The organism is Paenibacillus arenosi (genome assembly GCF_014841135.1).
Lineage (GTDB): Bacteria > Bacillota > Bacilli > Paenibacillales > Paenibacillaceae > Paenibacillus_B > Paenibacillus_B arenosi.
On sequence record NZ_JACYTN010000038.1, the window covers coordinates 1 to 19119 of the forward strand.

Consider the following 19119-nt stretch of genomic DNA (forward strand, 5'->3'; position numbering starts at 1 on the left):
CCAGCTTCCTTCAGATTCTGCCTCACGACAGACACCCTTGCTCTTGGCTAACGGTAGGCGTTCGCCAGCCCCCGTTCGGGACTTTCACCCTAGAGATGACGCCCATGCTGGGCGTACAACAAAGGAGCAGCGTCCTGTCACGGACACTGCTCCTTTCGTTTATTTACCCCTCTGCTACTAGGCAGTCTTACGATGGATACTTCCACTTCTACGAATCAACCACTCTGCTACGAGTAGATTTGGCACCCAGCACATCCAAGCGATAACAACGTAATAAACCAAAAAATGTTCTCCACCAAAAATGGAGACAGATAGTAATATCATCATTCGCAAAGTTACCGCCGCAAACGTTAGTGCATAATTGCGCAGCATCCACTTGCGATGTTCACTGTAATTTCCCTGAATGCCCGCACGTACCCCATAGAACACCGTGTACAACCATAGCACGGCAAGTACTCCAAACCCTGCTTGAGAAATCCAACCGCCGGTCGCATATACAGCTAAATATAGACCGCTAATGCCACCAAGCAGCACGCCTATACTATACAACATTCCTAATATCCGATGAGCCCCACGAAACTTCTTCCTCCACCGTGGAAACCATTGATAGGCTCCGATAACCAATGCAATTACACTGCTCACGATATGAACGTACAGCATCCCTGTCCACAGAGCAGTAAACACAGTTGCTTCACCTTGCTTTACCCCTATTAATCCGTCGCCATTCTCCCCCAGCGCATCTGGAGTAAAAATATACTGATTCCATACCATCACCGAAATGACTAATGCAAAGACAGCAACGATCACTAACGGCCAAGTTGACTTTCTCATGTGCCACATCCTTATCTGCTGAACGCTTCGTTGCGTTGTAAGAGATCTGAGATGTTGATTCTGACGTAGCGTATTGAATATAGATAGTCTACCATGCCGCAGCGACCCATTTGACCCGACAAAAGTCCAGTATGCATCCACAGCCGCCAACTAATCCTATACAATTGGCGCTCAGATGTAATTTCACTGTATGATTTCATGCTGCGATACGCCGGCCGATACACAGATACAAAGGTACAAAGGTACACAGCTACACCGTAATGATGCCTACGCTGCTTATCCTTCTAACGAGCGCGATTGTTCGAACTAACCTTCGGCTATATAATATAGCCCTCCGCTTGAATAACTCGTGCGGCAATTTCCCTCTTCAAGCCAACTACATTAATAGGTGTGCGGCGTGCGAGCTTCTTCAGTATGGATAGATGCGTCCGCAGCGTATCTCCGCTCTCCATAGCAGCTGCCGTTTCTTTGGCAATATGCTCGATCTTGGCAAATGACTCATGAATGAACACTTCGGTCATCTGAATCGCAGCCTTCGTTTTCTCTTCCCCTACCTTACTAATCCGCTTGCGGGTGCGCAGCAGCGTGCTCTCAATGGCATAAATTTGGATCATCAAATCTGCTAAATAACTGAGCACCTCTTGTTCTTTCTCCAAGGAAATTCCATATTTCTGTACGGCTATTCCTCCAACGGTTAAAAATATTTTTTTCGCAGCTGCTACTAAATGCACCTCCTGTTCCAATGTCCCCTCAAAGGTTTTCCCAGGCACAATCGAGATTAACTCGCCTTGCAGTTCCTGAACTTTTGCTAAGAGCGGCAGCTCCCCCTTCATCGAACGCTTCAACAACGTACCGGGGATAAGCAGTCTGTTGATCTCATTTGTCCCTTCAAAAATACGGTTAATCCGCGAATCGCGATAAATGCGTTCAATTTTATATTCCTGCACATAACCATAACCGCCGTGAATTTGTACCCCTTCGTCAGCCACAAAATCAAGCGCCTCGGTGACAAATACTTTGTTGATCGAACATTCGAGCGCATATTCTGCGATGGCTTTGGCAGCCAGGGTCCCAGAGTCAGCATCTTGGTCATTCACGTCCTTTAGACGTTCGTCGATAAGACCTGATGTGCGGTACACCATACTTTCCGATACATACGTCTGAATATTCATATCTGCCAACTTGCTGGCGACAAGCGGAAATGAGGAGATCGCGCGCCCAAACTGTTTGCGCTCATTTGCATAACGAGAACTTAAGGAAATCGCCTCTTTTTGAGCGCCGAGACAACCTGCTGCCAGCTTAAACCGTCCAATGTTCAAAATATTAAATGCGATTAGATGGCCGCGCCCAATCTCACCTAGCACATGATTGACCGGCACCTTCACATCCTCAAAATACAGCGGGCATGTCGAAGATCCCTTAATCCCCATCTTTTTCTCCTCAGGACCTACCGTAAAGCCTTCCATATCCCGCTCCACAATAAAGGCCGTGAAATCTTTACCGTCTACTTTGGCATACACGATAAAAATATCTGCAAAGCCTGCATTCGTGATATAGATTTTTGAGCCATTAAGAATATAGTGCTGGCCATCGTCGGAGAGCTTCGCTGTCGTCTTTGCCCCTAGGGCATCCGATCCTGATGCTGGCTCAGTAAGACAATAAGCTGCAATTTTTTCTCCTGTCGCTAAGTCAGGCAAATACTTTTGCTTCTGTTCAGCGGTTCCGAAAAATACGATGGGCAGGGTACCTATGCCAACATGTGCTCCAATTGATAAGGCGAATGAAGCAGCTGGCGACAACGTTTCACTAATGATCGTGGAGCTAACTTTATCAAGCCCCAGCCCGCCATACAGCTCTGGAATATCCGCGCTAAGCAAGCCCACCTCTCCCGCCTTACGCATCAACTTCACTGTCAATGCGTAGTCCTGCCGTTCCAGTTCCTCATCATGCGGAATCACTTCCGACGTTACATAATCTCTTGTTGTATCCTGAATCATCCGTTGCTCCGCTGTAAAGTCTTCCGGTGTTACAATCGCCTCCACTCCTACATCCTCAATGACAAAGCTACCTCCCGCAATCTTCGCCTTTGTCATACCACAGCGCCCCTTCCACACGTAAAATGTAAAGCTGACATTAACGGCCAAGCAAGCAGCTTCGATTCAAAGATGAGATATTTGATCCTTTTACTATGGACAGTATGCGTTCTTACACGAAACATGTATTAACTTTTCCTCCTCGATGTCATGTCAAAGAAAGTACGCCGTACAACCGAACAGAAATAGGATCAGGAGTAAAGCCATATATATCTACTAAAACGTTTGTTAGCGAAATTCCTTAACACGGTTAACGAATGAAATATTTGAAAGGAGTGGTAGCTGCGATGAACATTATCGTGTTGGCGAAGCAAACCTTCGATACTGAAGAAAAGATTGTGATCGAGCAAGGAACGATCTCGGAGGATGGTGTTAAATTCGTACTGAATCCGTATGATGAATACGCGGTAGAACAAGCGATCCAGCTTCGTGATGAGCATGGAGGTAAGGTTACCGTTATTGCAATCGGTCCAGAACGAGCCGCTGAAGCACTTCGCACCGCGTTAGCGATGGGCGCCGATGATGCCGTACTCATTGACGATCAAGGCGCTGCTCTTGATGAGCATGCGGTTGCGCAAATACTGCATGCTCATGTGAGCCAGCAAGCGTATGATCTCATTCTCGGCGGCAATTTTTCGGTTGATAACGGAAGTGGGCAGGTTGCCATCCGGCTCGCGAAGCTGCTTGGTATTCCTCATGTAGGATCGATTACGAAGCTCGTCATTCAAGATGGGCACGCAGAAGTGGAGCGAGATGCCGAAGGAGATACCGAGCGGCTTACAGCAGCTTTGCCTGCTTTGTTTACCGCGCAACAAGGACTGAATGAGCCGCGTTATCCATCATTGCAGGGCATTATGAAAGCGAAGCGTAAACCTTTCCAGCAGCTATCGCTTGCTGACTTCGACTCGCCTAGCATCGTTTCGGCTAGCCAAGAGCCACTAACTGCTCGCGTTGCTGTATTCACCCCTCCGCCTCGCCAAGCTGGCAAGCGGTTATCAGGTACTCCATCGGAGCAGGCCCAGCAGCTTATTGAGCTGTTGCAAACAGAAGCCAAGCTGTTCACTTAACGATAAGGAGGCACGGAAACATGACGACTGTATATCTGGCGATAGCTGAAGTAAAAGGAGGCTCCTTACGGCAAGTGTCATTCGAGCTGATAGCTGCTGCTCGGCAAGCTTCAGAGGAAGGCTCATCGGTTGCATCTGTGTTAATTGGAAGTAATGTATCCCACTTCGCGAATGACCTCACGGCGTATGGAGCAGATCATGTCTATGTCGTCGAACACGACGACCTCACACACTATAACGCCGAAGCCTATGATGCTGCGCTGCAAGCGGTCATCCAAGCTGCCCAGCCGAAGGCCATCTTTTTTGGCCATACCTCCATCGGTAAAGACCTTGCCCCACTATCCGCCGCCTCCCTGCAAGCAGGGCAAATCTCCGACATCATCGCCATAGATACCGATGCTGCAAGCGGTAGCCTATTATACACACGCCCTATTTACGCCGGCAAAGCGTTCGAGCAGCGGACACTCTCCTCTCCTTCGTCCGTCGTCACCATCCGACCAAACAACTTCCCGCTCCCTACTTATGAAGCAGGTCGCACCGCGCCTGTGGAGAGCATTGCCTACCCTGCACCGACACTTCGCACCGTCATCCGAGATGTCGTCACTCAAGCAGCAGGGCGTGTCGATCTGAGCGAGGCGAAGATCGTTATCTCCGGCGGACGCGGCGTCAAAAGCGCAGCAGGCTTCAAGCCGCTCGAAGAGCTGGCCGAAGTACTGAATGGCGCAGTCGGCGCATCCCGCGGTGCCTGTGATGCGGGCTACTGCGACTATGCGCTGCAAATCGGGCAGACGGGCAAAGTCGTCACCCCTGAGCTCTATATCGCCTGTGGCATTAGCGGCGCGATTCAACATGTCGCAGGGATGAGCCAATCACGGGTAATCATAGCAATTAATAAAGACCCCGATGCTCCCATCTTCCAGATTGCCGACTACGGCATCGTGGGCGATTTATTTGAAGTGGTACCGTTGTTAACAGCTCAATTCAAGCAGCTGCTGAAATCCAGTCCTGTTGATTAGACGCGTACGGTCTGTTAATTAACCGTGCACGATCTATTGACTAGGCCACGTATCGCGTATTCAGCATTCAGCATTCAATATTGAATGTTCAAATGGACAGCAGTTCCATCGGCACACTCAATTATATGACGCTAACGGTTGCCACAGAGGCTATTCGTCGTATATTTGCTTATTTTAAAATCTAAAGGTTGCCAGCGAGCCTATTTGTCCCGTTTTGCGCTATTTTTGATCAATATTGCCACAATAAGCGCTACTACGACCGTTAGCATTCAAAAATGGCTAATTTCGCGAAAATAACGTCTATAGCGTTCGTTGGCGCTTTTGTTGCTCCGTTTCATTACACAGCTATATTTGTGCAACCATTCGAGAACTAACTAACATTCTTAATCAACACAACACAAAGAACATGTCTTGCTCCACTTCGGTGGTGCGAGACATGTTCTCTCATTTTCATGTGCCTTATTCACTTTCAGGACTTCCGATTTCTCGCTTTATCTCGTTCATCCGCTTCTTGCCCCAGTCATACATCATTTCAACGATTGGCAAAATGGTCATACCGAGTTCTGTCATCGAATACTCCACTTTAGGCGGAGATTCAGGATATACCTCCCGATGAACAATCCCATCTTCAATGAGCTCACGCAGCTGGTTGGTTAATATTTTATGTGATATTTTCGGGAATAGCTTCTGCAAGTCACTAAATCGATGCGCTCCCTCTACACCCAAATGCCATAAAATAACGACTTTCCATTTGCCACTCAAAATCGATAACGTTAATTCTTTTTCACAGTTAAAATCTCCGTTTACTATTTTCTGTTTAATTTCTTCACGTAATGTATCTGACATCGATGCTCGTTAACTCCTTGTCCTACGCAAAAGTAACCTTCTGGTAACTTCCGCACAAAATAGTGCATTCTTCACAGTTTGAGAAATCGACGTTACAGTGTAAGTATTGTTATAGCGATTCATTCACAACTAGGAGGAATACACATGAATAAAAAAGTATTGTTTATTATACCACCTGAGCGTTTTAATGAAGACGAATGTTTTCATCCGCAAGACATATTGGAGCAAGCAGGCGTTGAAGTGACGATTGCAAGTACAATCGTTGGTGAAATTACAGGCGACTACGAAGGAAAAGCGAACTCGGAAGCGATCTTCTCAGATACTGCCGTTAACCAATATGACGCTGTGGCTGTAATCGGCGGCTCTGGCACGATCGATCATCTGTGGGGCAATGAAGCGCTCATCTCTTATTTAAAACAAGCCCATGAGCAGCAAGTACTCGTAGCAGGTATTTGCGCTGGTTCGGTATCCGTTGTGGAAACAGGCCTGCTTGCTGGACGAGCAGCTACTTGCTATCCCGTCGATGTGATGATCAACGCTTTGAAAAATAACAATGTTGAATATATCACAGAACATGTCGTGGCTCACAACGATATTATTACGAGCGATGGGCCAGACGGTGCAAAAGCATTTGGCCACAGCTTGGTTGAAGCACTACGCTAACTATTTTCTAAGCATAGCTGCTAAGTAAAATGAACAAGAGGGTGCCTCACTAGTCATTGAAATGGGCTTACGGGCCCCTCTTCCTTTCATTCAACAGCATAAAACAAGCTCCTAGTCATTTTGTTCCAAACTCAATTATTCGTTTATGTATCTGCAACCTATTTTACAGATCAACGTCTTAGTAATAGTCAGCGCCTTAGATCGGATTTATGTTTTGCTCTGCGATACTTACATCTATAGAACATCATCATCTGCTTCCATTCCCCTTCACCACTTTCATGTAAAGGAAATGATGATTAAGATGAAAAAAAGATTCGCTGCCATCCTACTATCAATCGCTCTAGCTATCGGCTCCTACTATGTATACGACACCTATTTTAATTATGCATTGACCAAAGAAGGGTTCCCAATACCGGGCAAAGCCGCTTTAAAAGAAATGCATAACAATAAGAATAGAACAAAATTTGTTTATACCATTAACGAAATAAGAGAATGGGATGGCTTGTCTAATCGCTATGAAAGTCAGTTTAACAAACACGGTTGGAACTTAGTCGAAGAACAAAGTATCGGGGTCGTCTATGTGTATCAAAAACAAGATGGCACCAAATTAATCGTTCATCCCTACACCAACGAAATATCATATGATCTGTATCCTACGCAAGTAGAATCCCAAGCACAAGCACAATAAAGAAGCCTCGGGGCCCCCTAAGGCTTCTATACATGCGTCATTCGAATCACCCTCGTTTCTATCTCCACTTCCAACAAGCAGGACGGTTAATCAACCATCCTGAACCTTACAACTTTTCATTTGTATGCGCGATGTGTGCGGTTCGTAATTTGCAGAACGAGGTGAAATCCAACGTGTTGGTCAGATCGTAGGACATAATTTTCTTGATGACGATCTCGATAATGCTCTGAGCAAGATCATCCTGCCTATCGTACTTGGTCTTACAGCGGACAGAATGAATGACAGGTGTGAAAAGATGAATAATGGACATCAATGCATCCTTATCACCACGATGTGCAAGTTCTACTAAATCGAACAATTCATCGTCCACGTTTTGCATCATCCTCCTTATGGGCAGAGACAACGTCTGATAAGTCCTTAATCGTTTCTGTGAGAATATCCAGCTTCTTCTCAAAGCGCAGCAGCAAATATCCCGTCAACACGATAGGAAATCCAACTTGACTAATAGCCGATAGCAAATCGGAAGGAAAAAAGGATTGATTATCCATCTTATATCACCTCCTTATTTAATATCGATGCTCGCATTTTCTTGAGGGCAGAATTGCGAGATTTACCGACAGCTTGTGGAGAAACGCCCAGCAGCTTGGCGATCTCGTTGTCTCGATAGGACATACCGTAACCTAGTGTAATGACTACTTTCTGGTGTGGAGTGAGTTGAGAATAAGCGCATTCTAGTGCCTCATTCGAGATATTTTCTATAAATTGCTCCGGGTCTGAGATAAGTGAGTTCGTGGTTGGTTCAACTTGTGCAGAGAGCAATTCGCCTAGCGTAGCAGTGGACTGCTCTTCCCTTGTAGGTTGGTCAAAAATAAGCGGATGGCGCGTATCATTTCTTTGGTTGGCTCGGAACTGATCAATCGCACAGAACTTAATCGTGGAGACCAAATATTTAACGAAACGAATACGAAAGAAGTGTTTGCGGAAATTTTCCTCTAATCGCTGCTTGCTAACACAATCTCCTTCCAGTGTAAATAACAACAGCTCAATATTAGGCTCATGGGAGAAGAACTCTTGCATAACGCGGTCATCAAAAAGGACTTGATTCTTTCTTTTAAATGTGAGAAATCGGTTCCTCTGGTCATCATTTAGCATCCACATACCTCCTTCATTTTCTTTCCTAATAAAGTGAGCAGCATGGCGATAAAAACAACCTTAATAAGAACATTTGTTCTGTTTTATAAGCAAAAAAAAAGGACCCCGACGGATCAACTCGTTCATTACTTACTCTATTATTATACCACAAAACCTCCTAAATCGCACCATTTTCTTCGTTCTTTTTTCTATAATAGTAAGCGAAAATAGGCATTAATCGATGTCTGTTACCTTCCATTGTCCTTCTTTATTTTTCTCCAAAAAGTACGTAGCATTGCGAGTGAATAATGCTTGCTCTACACCTTCAGCGATCGTGTTCCCCCTGCATTTTACCGTTACATGCACGTTAGTAGGACTCTTAAATTGGATGTTCTCAAAACTTTCGAAGCGGTATTGTACATCAGGATCAAATAGATAATGATACGTCGCAGCTTTCTTCGGATCTACAAAATTAGCATCGAACTTATCTTTATCACGGTCAATAAGAGCTTGAAGCGTAATGACGAGTCCATTGGCTATGCTTTGTTTCTCTTTGTCGTCTTTATAATCATCAGGATGAATAAGAACAGCTGGTGTAAAATTAGGATCAAATTGAGCTTTTTTATTTTCCGGTTGGCTTACCACGTTGTCTTTTGCTTTGTCTTGTGGAGGATTTGTAGCACACCCGACCAGCAGCAAGCCTACTGCTGCGGCAATAAACATAGCGAAATATCTAATCTTCATTGGAAACCCTCCTTGGCTAGGTACCTTATATATGCGATTCGCTTGTAAAATGTTTGAAGCTCCATTCAGCTATCAGATCGTCCGAGCGCCCACTACGAACGGAGTCGTCGAAATGGCTGGTATGACCAAGAAGAACGAGATAGTTTCGGTAGCGCCAGGTGCAAGACTGGCCGTCTCAATCATATCTACATAGTTGCCGCCGCCAACCCAGTTGTGATAAACAGATGTACCCGCCATATTTACAAATGGGAAGGAATAGAATTCAGTCGTCCGACCCATAAACACTCTAAACTTCCGAGCTGTTGTAGTCGTATTTTGAATTTTCATCGTAACGGACATTTGCTGTCCGTAGCCGCCATCCAGTAGACCTGTTACATTCTGATTCTGTCCCGGAATCGTAGGCGCTGGGTCGGTGATCAGTGGAATATCATCAGTGCCGAAAATACCTGGATAAGCGGTCGATCCACAAATTCGGTAAGCCACACCATTCGTCGTAGTTGGCGCAAGAGTATCAAAATGAATCGTATTGTAATACGTGCGACCTTGACCTCGTCTCATTTCGGTACCTTTATTTTTCGCAAACGCAGTCGCACTTGAAGAGTTCGTATTCCAAGCCAAGTCATAAAATACGGCTGATGCAGTTGCCCCAGTGCTGTTATTGGTCACATTTGTACGGGCCACAATTCCGAAGTTATTGCCAGCAGCAATCGTCGCTTGGAACATCGTCCCCCATGATAGAGGGTTAATAACAATAGAGGTTGCACCTGCGCCAGAGAAATAATCTTTCCAAGCACTTGAATCCGGATTACCCGCGTGATTCGATCTACCGTTATTGCTGGAAGTTACTTTAATCGCAAAGTTGTTAGGGTTGTATATAGACAAAGCATGCTTAATGGCAATGCCTGTCTTGTTATGATGCCATACATACACGAGTCCCGCTCCTGTGACCGTGTCACGGTTCAACCATTTTCCCGCGTCAGCCAAGTCAGTCGAATCTACCGCTTCGGGGTTATCCGAATAAAACACATAACCGCCGCCTTTAAATACCGTACTATTGCCCTTCGGTGCCCAGCTCGGTGTTCTCGGTGTTTTGGTTGCATCATTTAGTAGAATTGCCATACAAGATCCCCCCCTATCGTTGCACCGTACTTTCGGCGCTTACTATATAAGTGATCTAGCAGACTAAATAAACAACCCCACTAAAAATATACGATAAGAATCAAACGATATACCGTGCGCACTCTTCCTCGTTATGAAAATATGAAATGCGCGTATGCCTACACCAGAATACGATTACGAGAATAGTATAAAACAAATCCAGATTTGCGATTACAAGGATGAAAGGAGATCCATATGTCACAGTCTAATATTCCAAATATTACTCCGGTTATATCAGTTACACGCGATGATGCAATCACATTGCTGCTATCATCTATCGCGCTAGAAGAGCTAGGGCTAAGTCATATATTGAATGCCGAGGGTGAGAAGCTGCAATATGTGCTGGGAACATTACCAGGCGTTACTTCTCCGCCAGCTACCATTAGCGACGTATTGACGATGAACGAAAGCGTACGTGATACAATTCGGGAGCTGACCAAGAAGGAGTATTTGTTGGATAGTAAGCTTAGCAGCATATTAAATACGCCTATTTCTATTGGTCCTACAGGACCTGCTGGTCCAACGGGTCCATCTGGAGGTCCCCCTGGGCCGACAGGTGCCATGGGCGCGACAGGTGTGACAGGTGCTACCGGGGTTACAGGCGCGGCTGGAGCAGTGGGAGCCACAGGTGCCACAGGTGCCACCGGACCTACCGGACCAACTGGTGCGACAGGGCCTTCTGGGGCTACCGGAATAGGCATTACAGGACCAACTGGCCCATCTGGAGTAACAGGCGCTACAGGAACTACAGGAGTTACAGGAGTCACTGGGGTTACAGGACCAACTGCACCAGCAGGTCCAGTATTGTCTAGTTATATTGAGTTACAGCGAGTTGGTCTTGGTGCACAAGCTATTGCTGGAGGGACAGCGGTCATATTTGATGCTGCTACAGATAATCAGGGCACAGCATTCACCTTTAATGGAACAGACACCGTTACCGTCATTGAACCTGGTCTCTATTATGTGGACTGGGCAGTAAACTTAATAAGTGGCAGTCCAACCAGTGTATTTGTAATGGTTCAAAATGGAGCGGAAATCTCAGCAATCGGAAATGCCTCCGTAACAGGAGGAAACTTTGCGGGAGGGGCACTAATTAACATTACAGTAGGACTTCTTCCATTCACCATTCAATTGCGAAATATTTCTGGTGGAATCCGCACAATTGTTACAACAGCTGGAACCTCAAGTGGTGCCGCCGCTAATATGCGAATTATTAAATTTGCAGACGGTCCTTCCGTTTAACACTAATACCGTTGAACATATAAGAGTCCGGTTCCCCTCAGCTCGTCTATAAAATTCAAAACTTATAGCTCAAATCAGCGTATAGTAGATTAAGTAAGTGAGAAAGTACTCATATTACAAGATAGCGATTTACTTAAAGGTACTACTCAATTACAGGAGATCTGTTACATGAAACGTTCAGACTTATTTTATGTTTGGGTAGCTATAACTAGCTATTTAACAGGATTATTCGTTTATGTATCGTATCTATTGATGTACGATGGCAAAATTACTGAAGGCTTGGGGAAAATAATAACTTGGACTGCACCTGCCTTTTTTACAGTGGGAATAATCCTTTATGCTACAGCTGTATTTGTTCTACACTTATTGAGGAAATATAATTTCTGGTCACAAACAGTGACCTTTATATTAATCGGGATCATCCCTGTTTCAATAGTGCCATTTACAATGGGCTATTTTTCTATTAACAACTTTAGTTTTATCTTTTCCCCTGAAGGATTTCATTTTTTGTTAGCTTATTCTAGCATTGCTTGTACATTCTCTTATGGCATCTGGATCGCTCGACAAAAAAAGAATAAGAAACCGTTTCTATACCTTTCAGTCCTTGTGATTTTGCTGTTTATACTCGTTAGTAATGTAGGATAAATCAGGGATTATACAATAAAGACAACCGACCGCACAATGCTGCGACTGGTTGTCTTTTCTTTCACTTTTTTTGTTGGGTGAAAAAGCTGCTGCTCCAGCTCTTGCGCACCACTTATATGCTATAACCGATCCTCTTCATTAAAAGGATCTCCACATTCCTGACAAAACTTTAAGCTCACTCCGTTCGGAGGCATAAAGCCACACTTATCGCATTTGATAGTGACCGGACTTTCCGGACGCTTCGATCCACATTCTGTACAGAACTTACCCGTATTATCCTGACCGCAACTACAGTTCCATTCCGCAGACATGGCTGCAGGCTTAGCTTGACCGCACTCCATGCAAAAACGACCACTGTTCGCTTGTCCACATCCACAGTTCCAATGCTCTACATTCGCTGCAGCGTTAGAATTAGAGTTAGAGTTAGAATGGACGGCATGCGACACGACCTTGCCATTTCTGATTCCTTGAGTCTCAGCATGAAATTGTTCACGATTCGTATCCGAGAATGTCCTCGCAACCTCGCCCACTCCTTGCATCCCCATGCCGAGTCCCACAAAGCCGTTCATTGCTCCGCTCGCATTCGATCCCGCTGCTTCTAAGCCACGAGCTGCCGCTCCCTGAACGTAGCCTTCTCGTATCATCGAATCTTTCAGCATAGCTCCCTTGTTTCTCAAATTAATAAGTTCTTGAGACTCTTCGTTATAAGAGATGCTTTCAATTCCGACAGATTGGATTTGAATGCCTCGTCTACGGTTCCAATCTTCAGCTAATACAGTCGACATATGTTTGGAGAGCTCCAGCCCCTTAGAAGCTACATGAGAAATACGAACGTTTTCAGCAGACAATCGGTTAATGGCCGATTGAAGCGCGGTCATAAATTCTGCTGAATACTGCCTATGAATATCAAGAATATCTACTTGGTCACTATTTCTCGGAATTACTTCTGCAAAGAAGGTAAATGGATCTACAATTTTAAGCGAATACGATCCGTAGGCACGCAAGAACAATTCTGCGTTATAGAATTCATCAAAGTAATTAATCGGATTACGAGTACCAAACTTAATTCCTCGAATCTCTTGCAAATTGATATAATACACTTTCTGCGCACGCGAAGGGACGCCCCCGAACTTAATCCGACTAAACGTCTCTGCTAATGTTTCTGCAAATTCACCGTTAAATAACGACGGCATTGTCCCATGATCCACTGTATAGTATCCCGGTTCGGCCGTGTAATCGATAACTCTGCCCCCATCGACGAGCAGCATCATCTGATTCGGGTACACATGAATCACCGAGCCGTTAGACACGGTCTGGTCTGTCCCGCTCCTGTTGCCATTACGAACATCTTTCGTCCTTACTTTGACACCAGCGGTCATTACAGTCGTATTCCCCATATTGTGAGGCTCTATAACTTCCTGCCACTGATCTGCTAATCCACCTTTAACTGCATGTACCGCCGCTTTTATAATTCCCATTTATATGCCTCCGTCGGTATGTAGTAATACTTTCATAGTAAAGTAACAATTAACAATTTTCAATTAGGAATAGGACAAAACTCCCATTACCTACTCCCCAACAAAAATAGAAAATAGTATAATGAAAATAGTGATAACAGATGTAGGATTTAACAATATAGAACGAAACATAATTAAAGGAGAACTCGTTATGAACGTCTCATATGCTAGCGGTAAACCTTCTATTAGCAATGGTATCGTTATCTTTTTCTTAATTATCTTTTTCCCAGTAGGGCTACTTCTTTTGGCTTTGCGAGCAATCAAACATAGGAACTTTACCTATCAAAAAGCGTCCGATCTCAATATTGTGGCAGGTATCTTTTTCTTCTTTTTCGCGCTTTGTTGTATTTTATACCTTAATGATGTGTCTGACGGTGCAAACCCCGGAATCTTCGTGTTCGTGTTTATAAGTCTTATTTTTTTCCTACCTAGCCTTATCTGCTTTATGGCATCTAGAAGAATTAAGAAAGAACTCAACACTCGCTTTAATTTATATCGCGTATTTATTTATGATCAAGGGATAACTTCTATCCCACAGCTAGCACTCAGCGTAAGTATGAACGTGCCACGCGTAACGAATGAGTTGGAGAGAATGAGTTATTTAGGCTTACTACCAGATGTACGGATTGACTTTATCACTTCTCAAATTATTCCTTTGTACAAACAAGAGCCTCGTCCTCAAGAGCAAGACGATCACGAGCCTGTATCTGAATCAACTGAAGAAGAAGAACTACATGAACAGTTTGAAGAAATATTTGACCATGCATTTGGGCAAGGTCCAAACAGCTCTATTAACATTTCGGACGGAAATATTTCTATTAATGTAAACTATGGTTCAGGGCAACCATCGATCAATACGAACCAAAAGTCTACACCAAAGAGCAACAAGCCGAAAACGATAGCATGCGCAAGCTGCGGCGCACCAGCTACCCTGAAACCGGGTCAAAGCAAATCATGCGAATATTGCTATGCACCGCTTACTTACTCTTAGTCGATAATGTGATCATATCTACGAACCATACATATGTAACAATGACAAGGAGCAGGCTACCTTAAAAAAGGAGCCTGCTTTTTATATTTCCCGCTCACCAAAAATAACCTACACTCCTTATTCGTACACAACTGCCGTCGTCATACCTCCAAGCGGCAAAGTCATATTATTGCTCACATGATGTGGAAAATGACAATGCAGCGGCCAGCGCCCCGGATTATTGGCGATAAATTCGATATCCTTTGTCGTACCTGACGATACAAGTATCGTATTTTTAATAAGCTGAATGGCTTGTGGAATCGAGTTCCCATCCACAGCCGTCTCCCTAAATTGATGTCCATGGAAATGCATCGGATGATTCATCATACCAATATTGCCGAATCGAATCCGCACACGCTCCCCTTTTGCAACAGGCAGCGCTTCTGTATATGGAAAGCACCTTCCGTTCAGCGTGAAAAAGTTCGAATTATGAGCGAATGGATTAATATCATAGACGCCGGGTTGGAGAACCCCCATCTCAATATCTTTTAATGCAAATGCACCTAACATTAAATAATAATCGCGCTGCACGTCATTCTTCGACTCGCAAGGATCGAGGATAATCAATCCCCCTTCCAGCCCCATCATATCCTGCATGACCGTATAATAATGAGCGTGATACATATGGGTCCCAGGAGGATTCGTAATCTTGAAGTGGTAATCAAAATACTGACCAGGCTCTATGCGGGGAGAAGGCTCGATATCAGGCACTCCATCCATGACGTTAGGCACGTCTAATCCGTGCCAATGCACACTCGTCGGTTGAGGTAGCTTATTGTAGACACGAATACATACATAATCATCGGGATACACACAGATCGTCGGCCCCGGAGACATCCCATTATAACCCCAAGCATTCATATAAATCCCCGGAAGAATCTCACTCTTCACAGGCTCTGCCACTAAGGTGAAGTACTTAATCCCATCCTTCTCTACATAAGGCAAGTTCGGTATATGGGGTGTAATGACCATGCGGTTCAACTCCATATCAGCTTTTTTAACAGTATACAGAGGGACATGGTCAGTTAGAATGATAAGCGTTGCACATGTACAAGCTCTCTACATATAAACCTTTTAAAAAAACATTAAGGCACATTGATAAACTTTCTAATTTAACAGTTGGAGGAACAAAGCTCCGGCGGTGGACATCTTAGCACTTGCATACATGTTGTACGATTAAATTAAAACAATAAGGAGGTCATCTCTTTGGAAAAGGATCATCTTATTAATGCACCACTTAAGAACGCGAAGCCCGGTGCAATCATTACGTTCGGCACCTATCCGCACACAGCAGACGGATCAGACAGAACGCCAATACAATGGCGAGTGCTGCAGCATACAGATGGAGAGCTGTTTCTTCTTAGCGAGTTTATTCTGGATACCAAGCGCTATTATGCTGAAAATGTGGATATTACATGGCGCGACTCTGATGTGCGAAAATGGCTGAACGAAGTATTTTATCACGCTGCATTCGATGACTCTGAGAAAAAGTACATCAAGACTACACTTTGTACCGACAACGGAGTGGATAGCGCAGATACGAAAGACAAAGTGTTTTTACTCAGTGTTCCAGAGGCGGAAGAACTGACTGATAAACTTGGTAAAGATACTTTACGTGCGAAACGTGGTACAATAGGAACATTATTTTCCAAAATAAAGAAGAACGACGGATGTAACCTGTACGTGTACGATAAAACAGTCGGGGATAATTATATAAGCGAACATGGTGAACAATTAGGCTGTTCATGGTGGTGGCTGAGAACTCAACCTAGTCGCTCTTCGCGTGCGTACTTTATAGGTACTCGCAGCAGCATTCGCAGCTATGGGAATGTCAACTTAGCTTGTTACGGCGTGCGCCCCGCTGTAAAAATAAAGCTTTCATAATATAAAACGGAGCGTTCCAAGGACTCTTCCCTGATAACGCTCCGTCAAATTAACTACATGTTCAATTAGAAATAGGAACCTATCCACTCTATCTGTGCTGGTCAATAAGAATGGGATTGCCATCTGGATCTTCAATGACGAAGCTGCCGGGGCCTTCTGGAGTTGCATTGGCATCACCAATGATCGATATTCCTTGATTGCGGAACTCTTCTTGCAGCTTCCTCACATCTTTGAACGGGTTCACTTCTTCCGTCTTATCATTCCAGCCGGGATTGAAAGTCAGTATATTTTTCTCAAACATCCCTTGAAATAACCCAATCGTACAATCGCCGTTCTGCATGATAAGCCAGTTCTGTGTGATGTCTCCACCAAATACATGAAAGCCAATCTTTTCGTAAAATTGTTTAGATTGCTGAATATCTTTCACGGTTAAACTTACGGAAAACGCCCCTATACTCATGTTATGCTCCTTAGCTTTACGCTCATAGTATGTAACCTAAACGAACTAACCCAATGATCATGAATCCAGCTTGCCCATTACAGTCTACTTTTATTTATAAGGAGGTCTACGATGACCCAAACAGTAACTAGAAATTATCGTTTGTTTGCCGCACTTGCTTTCTTGCTAGGTGTGAGCCTTCTCGGTATGGCAACGATGACTCAGAATTTGCAGTGGGATGACTATACATTTATCGCTTATGTCGGTTCCATCATCGTTGGAGTTGTGGGCGCTATGGCTGCTCTGCAAGCTCTTTTGGTGGCGAAGAATAAAACAAAATCCTCTTTCGTACTGCTGCTATTGAACGGATTGCTTGCATTTTCTTTCCCATTGTACATGGTGCTCGGGGGGATTTTTTTAGGGCCTTGAGATATATTTTAATACCATATCTATTTAGGATAATATGCTGCAAGATGTTTTTAACTGCCCCTGTGAATAACTAAATAATTAATTTTAGTATAATAAAAGAGCCCTTATCCTGGGCTCTTTATTCATTTTAAACGGAGGATCATGATGTTTATTACAATTAGTTATCTTGCTACGACCATTTTCATCGCATCTATTTTCATATACCGAATCAAAAAACAAACTTTCTCATCATTTATAATTGAGGAAATAGGTTTATTAGTATCTAGTCTACTTCTAAGTTTTATTGTTGAAGTCCCATTAGTGATTAAGGGTGTTATTGTTGCATCACTCTTGGCAATATTTATTTATGGCAATATAAAACAGTATAAAAAAGATACTGAATTATAGCTGTGATGACAACAGTTTCATAAAGAAGTGTATACCGCTGTTATTTCTCATGACGAGGTGAATTGATGTAAATATATATCGATAATATTCCCATAACAATAAAAGCAACCAAGAAAAAATAAAATAATCCTTGATAGTTATCTCTAAAACCCGGATTTACAAAGATGGTTACAAGTCCAAAGAAAACATTCCCCATACTGGTAAGACTTCTGTATTTAAACTTATCTTTCAACATTTGATAAATGGATAATACCAATATTAATGAAGCAATACCGAGTATTAATAAATCTATATTCATAACAACCTCCTTAAAGAGAGAAAGACGAATAGATTTATAAAATCTATTCGTCCAAATTATATACTACTGAGTAGACTGTCTTATAATAAAATTTTACTCTACCTTCACTTTTATTGCATATGAAACCGTACCTTCATCCCATGTTGCATATATCGAGTATATGTACTCACCCGTTTCATTAGGTACCTTTACATACGAGTTATCTATCAAGACTTGTTTTATTCCTTTAGTATGTGATTCCATCCATAAATGAGAACCAACCGTCTCTTCATTGGGCTGAGTACTGAAGTCTATCTTCAACCGTTCTCCCTTTTGAACTACAAAGGCCTTAGCATTTTTCATAGCACTTCTTGGGTCACCGTAAGTTACTTCGTGGTTCCACATATAAGAGACTAGGCTTATGGGGATTTGAATATTGCTTTCAGACGTTACTTTAAGTTCAGGTATTGGTCTCTCTGCGCATGCTGTTATAGCCATGACAAACAGTAACACCAATCCCAATTTCAGCATGTTCATAGCACTCATTTTCTCACCCTACTTTGTTCGATTCCCTTAGATTTATCAGGATAATTATAAATAACATTATTTTTCGAATCCCAAAACTCAAGCTTTACGGTATTTCTTTTTTTAATGGGACTGCCTTCAAATTGTATAATATAACTTTTACGATCCACCTTAATATCTTTTATATTTGTTAGATTACCGTTATATAGTACTGAGATGTTTTTGGTATTATTGAGAAGCTCTTCATCAAAAAAAGTTATAATTATATATCGAAATCCACCGTTTACACCTAGAACCTCAACCTTTTTTTCATTATTTATACCTGTAACAATAGACTTTCTATATTCTAACTTCCCATTATTATTCAATGCTTCGATTGCACCAATTGGACTGTCAACAGTGAATCAGACAACTTTTTTAAGGGCCTCTGCTTTGTACTGAACTGGCGTCATGTAGCCTAGTGTGCCATGAACACGATGTTTATTAAACCAGTTTACATAATCATAT

25 protein-coding genes are annotated in these 19119 nt (G+C 43.4%); 10 read left to right on the top strand and 15 right to left on the bottom strand.

Annotated elements, in window-relative coordinates; all coding sequences use genetic code 11:
- Positions 1-181 (top strand): hypothetical protein (locus IFO66_RS23960; RefSeq protein WP_225446009.1); only part of this gene is annotated, 181 nt, incomplete at its 5' end.
- On the opposite strand, the gene IFO66_RS22805 is transcribed toward IFO66_RS23960, so the two are convergent.
- Complete coding sequence (locus IFO66_RS22805; RefSeq protein WP_192027317.1) at positions 178-831, bottom strand: DUF2306 domain-containing protein; 654 nt, start codon at positions 829-831, stop codon at positions 178-180. The two genes, IFO66_RS23960 and IFO66_RS22805, sit on opposite strands and share 4 nt — an antisense overlap.
- A gap of 317 nt (positions 832-1148) precedes the next feature.
- Entirely contained in the window at positions 1149-2924 is a 1776-nt protein-coding gene (locus IFO66_RS22810; RefSeq protein ID WP_192027318.1) for an acyl-CoA dehydrogenase family protein, read from the bottom strand.
- A gap of 287 nt (positions 2925-3211) precedes the next feature.
- Here IFO66_RS22810 and IFO66_RS22815 point away from each other — a divergent pair, with 287 nt between their 5' ends.
- Entirely contained in the window at positions 3212-3991 is a 780-nt protein-coding gene (locus IFO66_RS22815; protein WP_192027319.1) for an electron transfer flavoprotein subunit beta/FixA family protein, read from the top strand.
- A 20-nt stretch (positions 3992-4011) separates the two neighbouring features.
- Positions 4012-5007 carry an electron transfer flavoprotein subunit alpha/FixB family protein gene (locus tag IFO66_RS22820; protein WP_192027320.1) on the top strand — a complete coding sequence of 332 codons (996 nt, stop codon included), beginning with the start codon at positions 4012-4014 and terminating at the stop codon, positions 5005-5007.
- Positions 5008-5466: 459 nt separating this feature from the next.
- On the opposite strand, the gene IFO66_RS22825 is transcribed toward IFO66_RS22820, so the two are convergent.
- On the bottom strand, positions 5467-5853 hold the full coding sequence (locus tag IFO66_RS22825) for a winged helix-turn-helix transcriptional regulator (RefSeq protein WP_192027321.1): 387 nt from the start codon (positions 5851-5853) through the stop codon (positions 5467-5469).
- A 144-nt stretch (positions 5854-5997) separates the two neighbouring features.
- On the opposite strand from IFO66_RS22825, the gene IFO66_RS22830 reads away from it, so the two are divergent.
- Positions 5998-6516 (top strand): DJ-1/PfpI family protein, encoded by a 519-nt coding sequence (locus IFO66_RS22830; RefSeq protein WP_192027322.1) that lies wholly within the window; start codon positions 5998-6000, stop codon positions 6514-6516.
- A gap of 301 nt (positions 6517-6817) precedes the next feature.
- Positions 6818-7204: a hypothetical protein gene (locus IFO66_RS22835; RefSeq protein ID WP_192027323.1), complete on the top strand. Its 387-nt coding sequence runs from the start codon at positions 6818-6820 to the stop codon at positions 7202-7204.
- Positions 7205-7310: 106 nt separating this feature from the next.
- Here the strand turns inward: IFO66_RS22835 and IFO66_RS22840 are convergent, their stop codons facing one another.
- The 5 genes from IFO66_RS22840 to IFO66_RS22860 form a co-directional block, all read right to left on the bottom strand.
- Positions 7311-7586 carry a helix-turn-helix domain-containing protein gene (locus IFO66_RS22840; RefSeq protein WP_192027324.1) on the bottom strand — a complete coding sequence of 92 codons (276 nt, stop codon included), beginning with the start codon at positions 7584-7586 and terminating at the stop codon, positions 7311-7313.
- Positions 7564-7752, bottom strand: a complete 189-nt coding sequence (locus IFO66_RS22845; protein ID WP_192027325.1) for a YvrJ family protein — start codon at positions 7750-7752, stop codon at positions 7564-7566. Before IFO66_RS22845 ends, IFO66_RS22840 begins: the two co-directional genes overlap by 23 nt.
- A gap of 1 nt (position 7753) precedes the next feature.
- Positions 7754-8356 carry a sigma-70 family RNA polymerase sigma factor gene (locus IFO66_RS22850; protein WP_192027326.1) on the bottom strand — a complete coding sequence of 201 codons (603 nt, stop codon included), beginning with the start codon at positions 8354-8356 and terminating at the stop codon, positions 7754-7756.
- Positions 8357-8569: 213 nt separating this feature from the next.
- Positions 8570-9079, bottom strand: a complete 510-nt coding sequence (locus IFO66_RS22855) for a hypothetical protein (protein WP_192027327.1) — start codon at positions 9077-9079, stop codon at positions 8570-8572.
- A gap of 72 nt (positions 9080-9151) precedes the next feature.
- A complete protein-coding gene (locus IFO66_RS22860) occupies positions 9152-10198 on the bottom strand; it encodes a hypothetical protein (protein WP_192027328.1) in 1047 nt (348 codons plus the stop codon).
- A gap of 234 nt (positions 10199-10432) precedes the next feature.
- On the opposite strand from IFO66_RS22860, the gene IFO66_RS22865 reads away from it, so the two are divergent.
- Positions 10433-11479, top strand: a complete 1047-nt coding sequence (locus IFO66_RS22865) for an alpha-helical endospore appendage domain-containing protein (RefSeq protein WP_192027329.1) — start codon at positions 10433-10435, stop codon at positions 11477-11479.
- Between the two features lie 168 nt (positions 11480-11647).
- Positions 11648-12124, top strand: coding sequence for a hypothetical protein (locus IFO66_RS22870; RefSeq protein WP_192027330.1), 477 nt, complete (start codon positions 11648-11650; stop codon positions 12122-12124).
- A 119-nt stretch (positions 12125-12243) separates the two neighbouring features.
- On the opposite strand, the gene IFO66_RS22875 is transcribed toward IFO66_RS22870, so the two are convergent.
- Positions 12244-13602 (bottom strand): SPFH domain-containing protein, encoded by a 1359-nt coding sequence (locus IFO66_RS22875; RefSeq protein WP_192027331.1) that lies wholly within the window; start codon positions 13600-13602, stop codon positions 12244-12246.
- A 190-nt stretch (positions 13603-13792) separates the two neighbouring features.
- Here IFO66_RS22875 and IFO66_RS22880 point away from each other — a divergent pair, with 190 nt between their 5' ends.
- Positions 13793-14632: a hypothetical protein gene (locus IFO66_RS22880; RefSeq protein WP_192027332.1), complete on the top strand. Its 840-nt coding sequence runs from the start codon at positions 13793-13795 to the stop codon at positions 14630-14632.
- Between the two features lie 117 nt (positions 14633-14749).
- Here IFO66_RS22880 and IFO66_RS22885 read toward each other — a convergent pair whose 3' ends face one another.
- Positions 14750-15643: a multicopper oxidase family protein gene (locus tag IFO66_RS22885; RefSeq protein WP_192027333.1), complete on the bottom strand. Its 894-nt coding sequence runs from the start codon at positions 15641-15643 to the stop codon at positions 14750-14752.
- Between the two features lie 234 nt (positions 15644-15877).
- Here IFO66_RS22885 and IFO66_RS22890 point away from each other — a divergent pair, with 234 nt between their 5' ends.
- On the top strand, positions 15878-16555 hold the full coding sequence (locus tag IFO66_RS22890) for a DUF6273 domain-containing protein (protein WP_192027334.1): 678 nt from the start codon (positions 15878-15880) through the stop codon (positions 16553-16555).
- Positions 16556-16643: 88 nt separating this feature from the next.
- Here the strand turns inward: IFO66_RS22890 and IFO66_RS22895 are convergent, their stop codons facing one another.
- Entirely contained in the window at positions 16644-17015 is a 372-nt protein-coding gene (locus IFO66_RS22895; protein ID WP_192027335.1) for a VOC family protein, read from the bottom strand.
- Between the two features lie 111 nt (positions 17016-17126).
- Between IFO66_RS22895 and IFO66_RS22900 the strand changes: the two genes are divergently transcribed.
- Positions 17127-17423 (top strand): hypothetical protein, encoded by a 297-nt coding sequence (locus IFO66_RS22900; protein ID WP_192027336.1) that lies wholly within the window; start codon positions 17127-17129, stop codon positions 17421-17423.
- A gap of 427 nt (positions 17424-17850) precedes the next feature.
- Here IFO66_RS22900 and IFO66_RS22905 read toward each other — a convergent pair whose 3' ends face one another.
- The 4 genes from IFO66_RS22905 to IFO66_RS24435 form a co-directional block, all read right to left on the bottom strand.
- Positions 17851-18108, bottom strand: coding sequence for a hypothetical protein (locus IFO66_RS22905; protein ID WP_192027337.1), 258 nt, complete (start codon positions 18106-18108; stop codon positions 17851-17853).
- A 93-nt stretch (positions 18109-18201) separates the two neighbouring features.
- Positions 18202-18633, bottom strand: coding sequence for a hypothetical protein (locus IFO66_RS22910; RefSeq protein ID WP_192027338.1), 432 nt, complete (start codon positions 18631-18633; stop codon positions 18202-18204).
- Positions 18630-18980, bottom strand: a complete 351-nt coding sequence (locus tag IFO66_RS22915; RefSeq protein WP_192027339.1) for a hypothetical protein — start codon at positions 18978-18980, stop codon at positions 18630-18632. The genes IFO66_RS22910 and IFO66_RS22915 overlap by 4 nt, the downstream gene beginning before the upstream one ends.
- A 36-nt stretch (positions 18981-19016) precedes the next feature.
- On the bottom strand, positions 19017-19119 hold a 103-nt coding region (locus tag IFO66_RS24435), incomplete at its 5' end, for an IS3 family transposase (RefSeq protein ID WP_192027340.1).

Coding starts and splice junctions, on each gene's coding strand:
- IFO66_RS22805 (WP_192027317.1), bottom strand. CDS start 831: ATGAGAAAGTCAACTTGGCCGTTAGTGATCGTTGCTGTCTTTGCATTA.
- IFO66_RS22810 (WP_192027318.1), bottom strand. CDS start 2,924: ATGACAAAGGCGAAGATTGCGGGAGGTAGCTTTGTCATTGAGGATGTA.
- IFO66_RS22815 (WP_192027319.1), top strand. CDS start 3,212: ATGAACATTATCGTGTTGGCGAAGCAAACCTTCGATACTGAAGAAAAG.
- IFO66_RS22820 (WP_192027320.1), top strand. CDS start 4,012: ATGACGACTGTATATCTGGCGATAGCTGAAGTAAAAGGAGGCTCCTTA.
- IFO66_RS22825 (WP_192027321.1), bottom strand. CDS start 5,853: ATGTCAGATACATTACGTGAAGAAATTAAACAGAAAATAGTAAACGGA.
- IFO66_RS22830 (WP_192027322.1), top strand. CDS start 5,998: ATGAATAAAAAAGTATTGTTTATTATACCACCTGAGCGTTTTAATGAA.
- IFO66_RS22835 (WP_192027323.1), top strand. CDS start 6,818: ATGAAAAAAAGATTCGCTGCCATCCTACTATCAATCGCTCTAGCTATC.
- IFO66_RS22840 (WP_192027324.1), bottom strand. CDS start 7,586: ATGATGCAAAACGTGGACGATGAATTGTTCGATTTAGTAGAACTTGCA.
- IFO66_RS22845 (WP_192027325.1), bottom strand. CDS start 7,752: ATGGATAATCAATCCTTTTTTCCTTCCGATTTGCTATCGGCTATTAGT.
- IFO66_RS22850 (WP_192027326.1), bottom strand. CDS start 8,356: ATGCTAAATGATGACCAGAGGAACCGATTTCTCACATTTAAAAGAAAG.
- IFO66_RS22855 (WP_192027327.1), bottom strand. CDS start 9,079: ATGAAGATTAGATATTTCGCTATGTTTATTGCCGCAGCAGTAGGCTTG.
- IFO66_RS22860 (WP_192027328.1), bottom strand. CDS start 10,198: ATGGCAATTCTACTAAATGATGCAACCAAAACACCGAGAACACCGAGC.
- IFO66_RS22865 (WP_192027329.1), top strand. CDS start 10,433: ATGTCACAGTCTAATATTCCAAATATTACTCCGGTTATATCAGTTACA.
- IFO66_RS22870 (WP_192027330.1), top strand. CDS start 11,648: ATGAAACGTTCAGACTTATTTTATGTTTGGGTAGCTATAACTAGCTAT.
- IFO66_RS22875 (WP_192027331.1), bottom strand. CDS start 13,602: ATGGGAATTATAAAAGCGGCGGTACATGCAGTTAAAGGTGGATTAGCA.
- IFO66_RS22880 (WP_192027332.1), top strand. CDS start 13,793: ATGAACGTCTCATATGCTAGCGGTAAACCTTCTATTAGCAATGGTATC.
- IFO66_RS22885 (WP_192027333.1), bottom strand. CDS start 15,643: ATGGTCATTACACCCCATATACCGAACTTGCCTTATGTAGAGAAGGAT.
- IFO66_RS22895 (WP_192027335.1), bottom strand. CDS start 17,015: ATGAGTATAGGGGCGTTTTCCGTAAGTTTAACCGTGAAAGATATTCAG.
- IFO66_RS22900 (WP_192027336.1), top strand. CDS start 17,127: ATGACCCAAACAGTAACTAGAAATTATCGTTTGTTTGCCGCACTTGCT.
- IFO66_RS22905 (WP_192027337.1), bottom strand. CDS start 18,108: ATGAATATAGATTTATTAATACTCGGTATTGCTTCATTAATATTGGTA.
- IFO66_RS22910 (WP_192027338.1), bottom strand. CDS start 18,633: ATGAGTGCTATGAACATGCTGAAATTGGGATTGGTGTTACTGTTTGTC.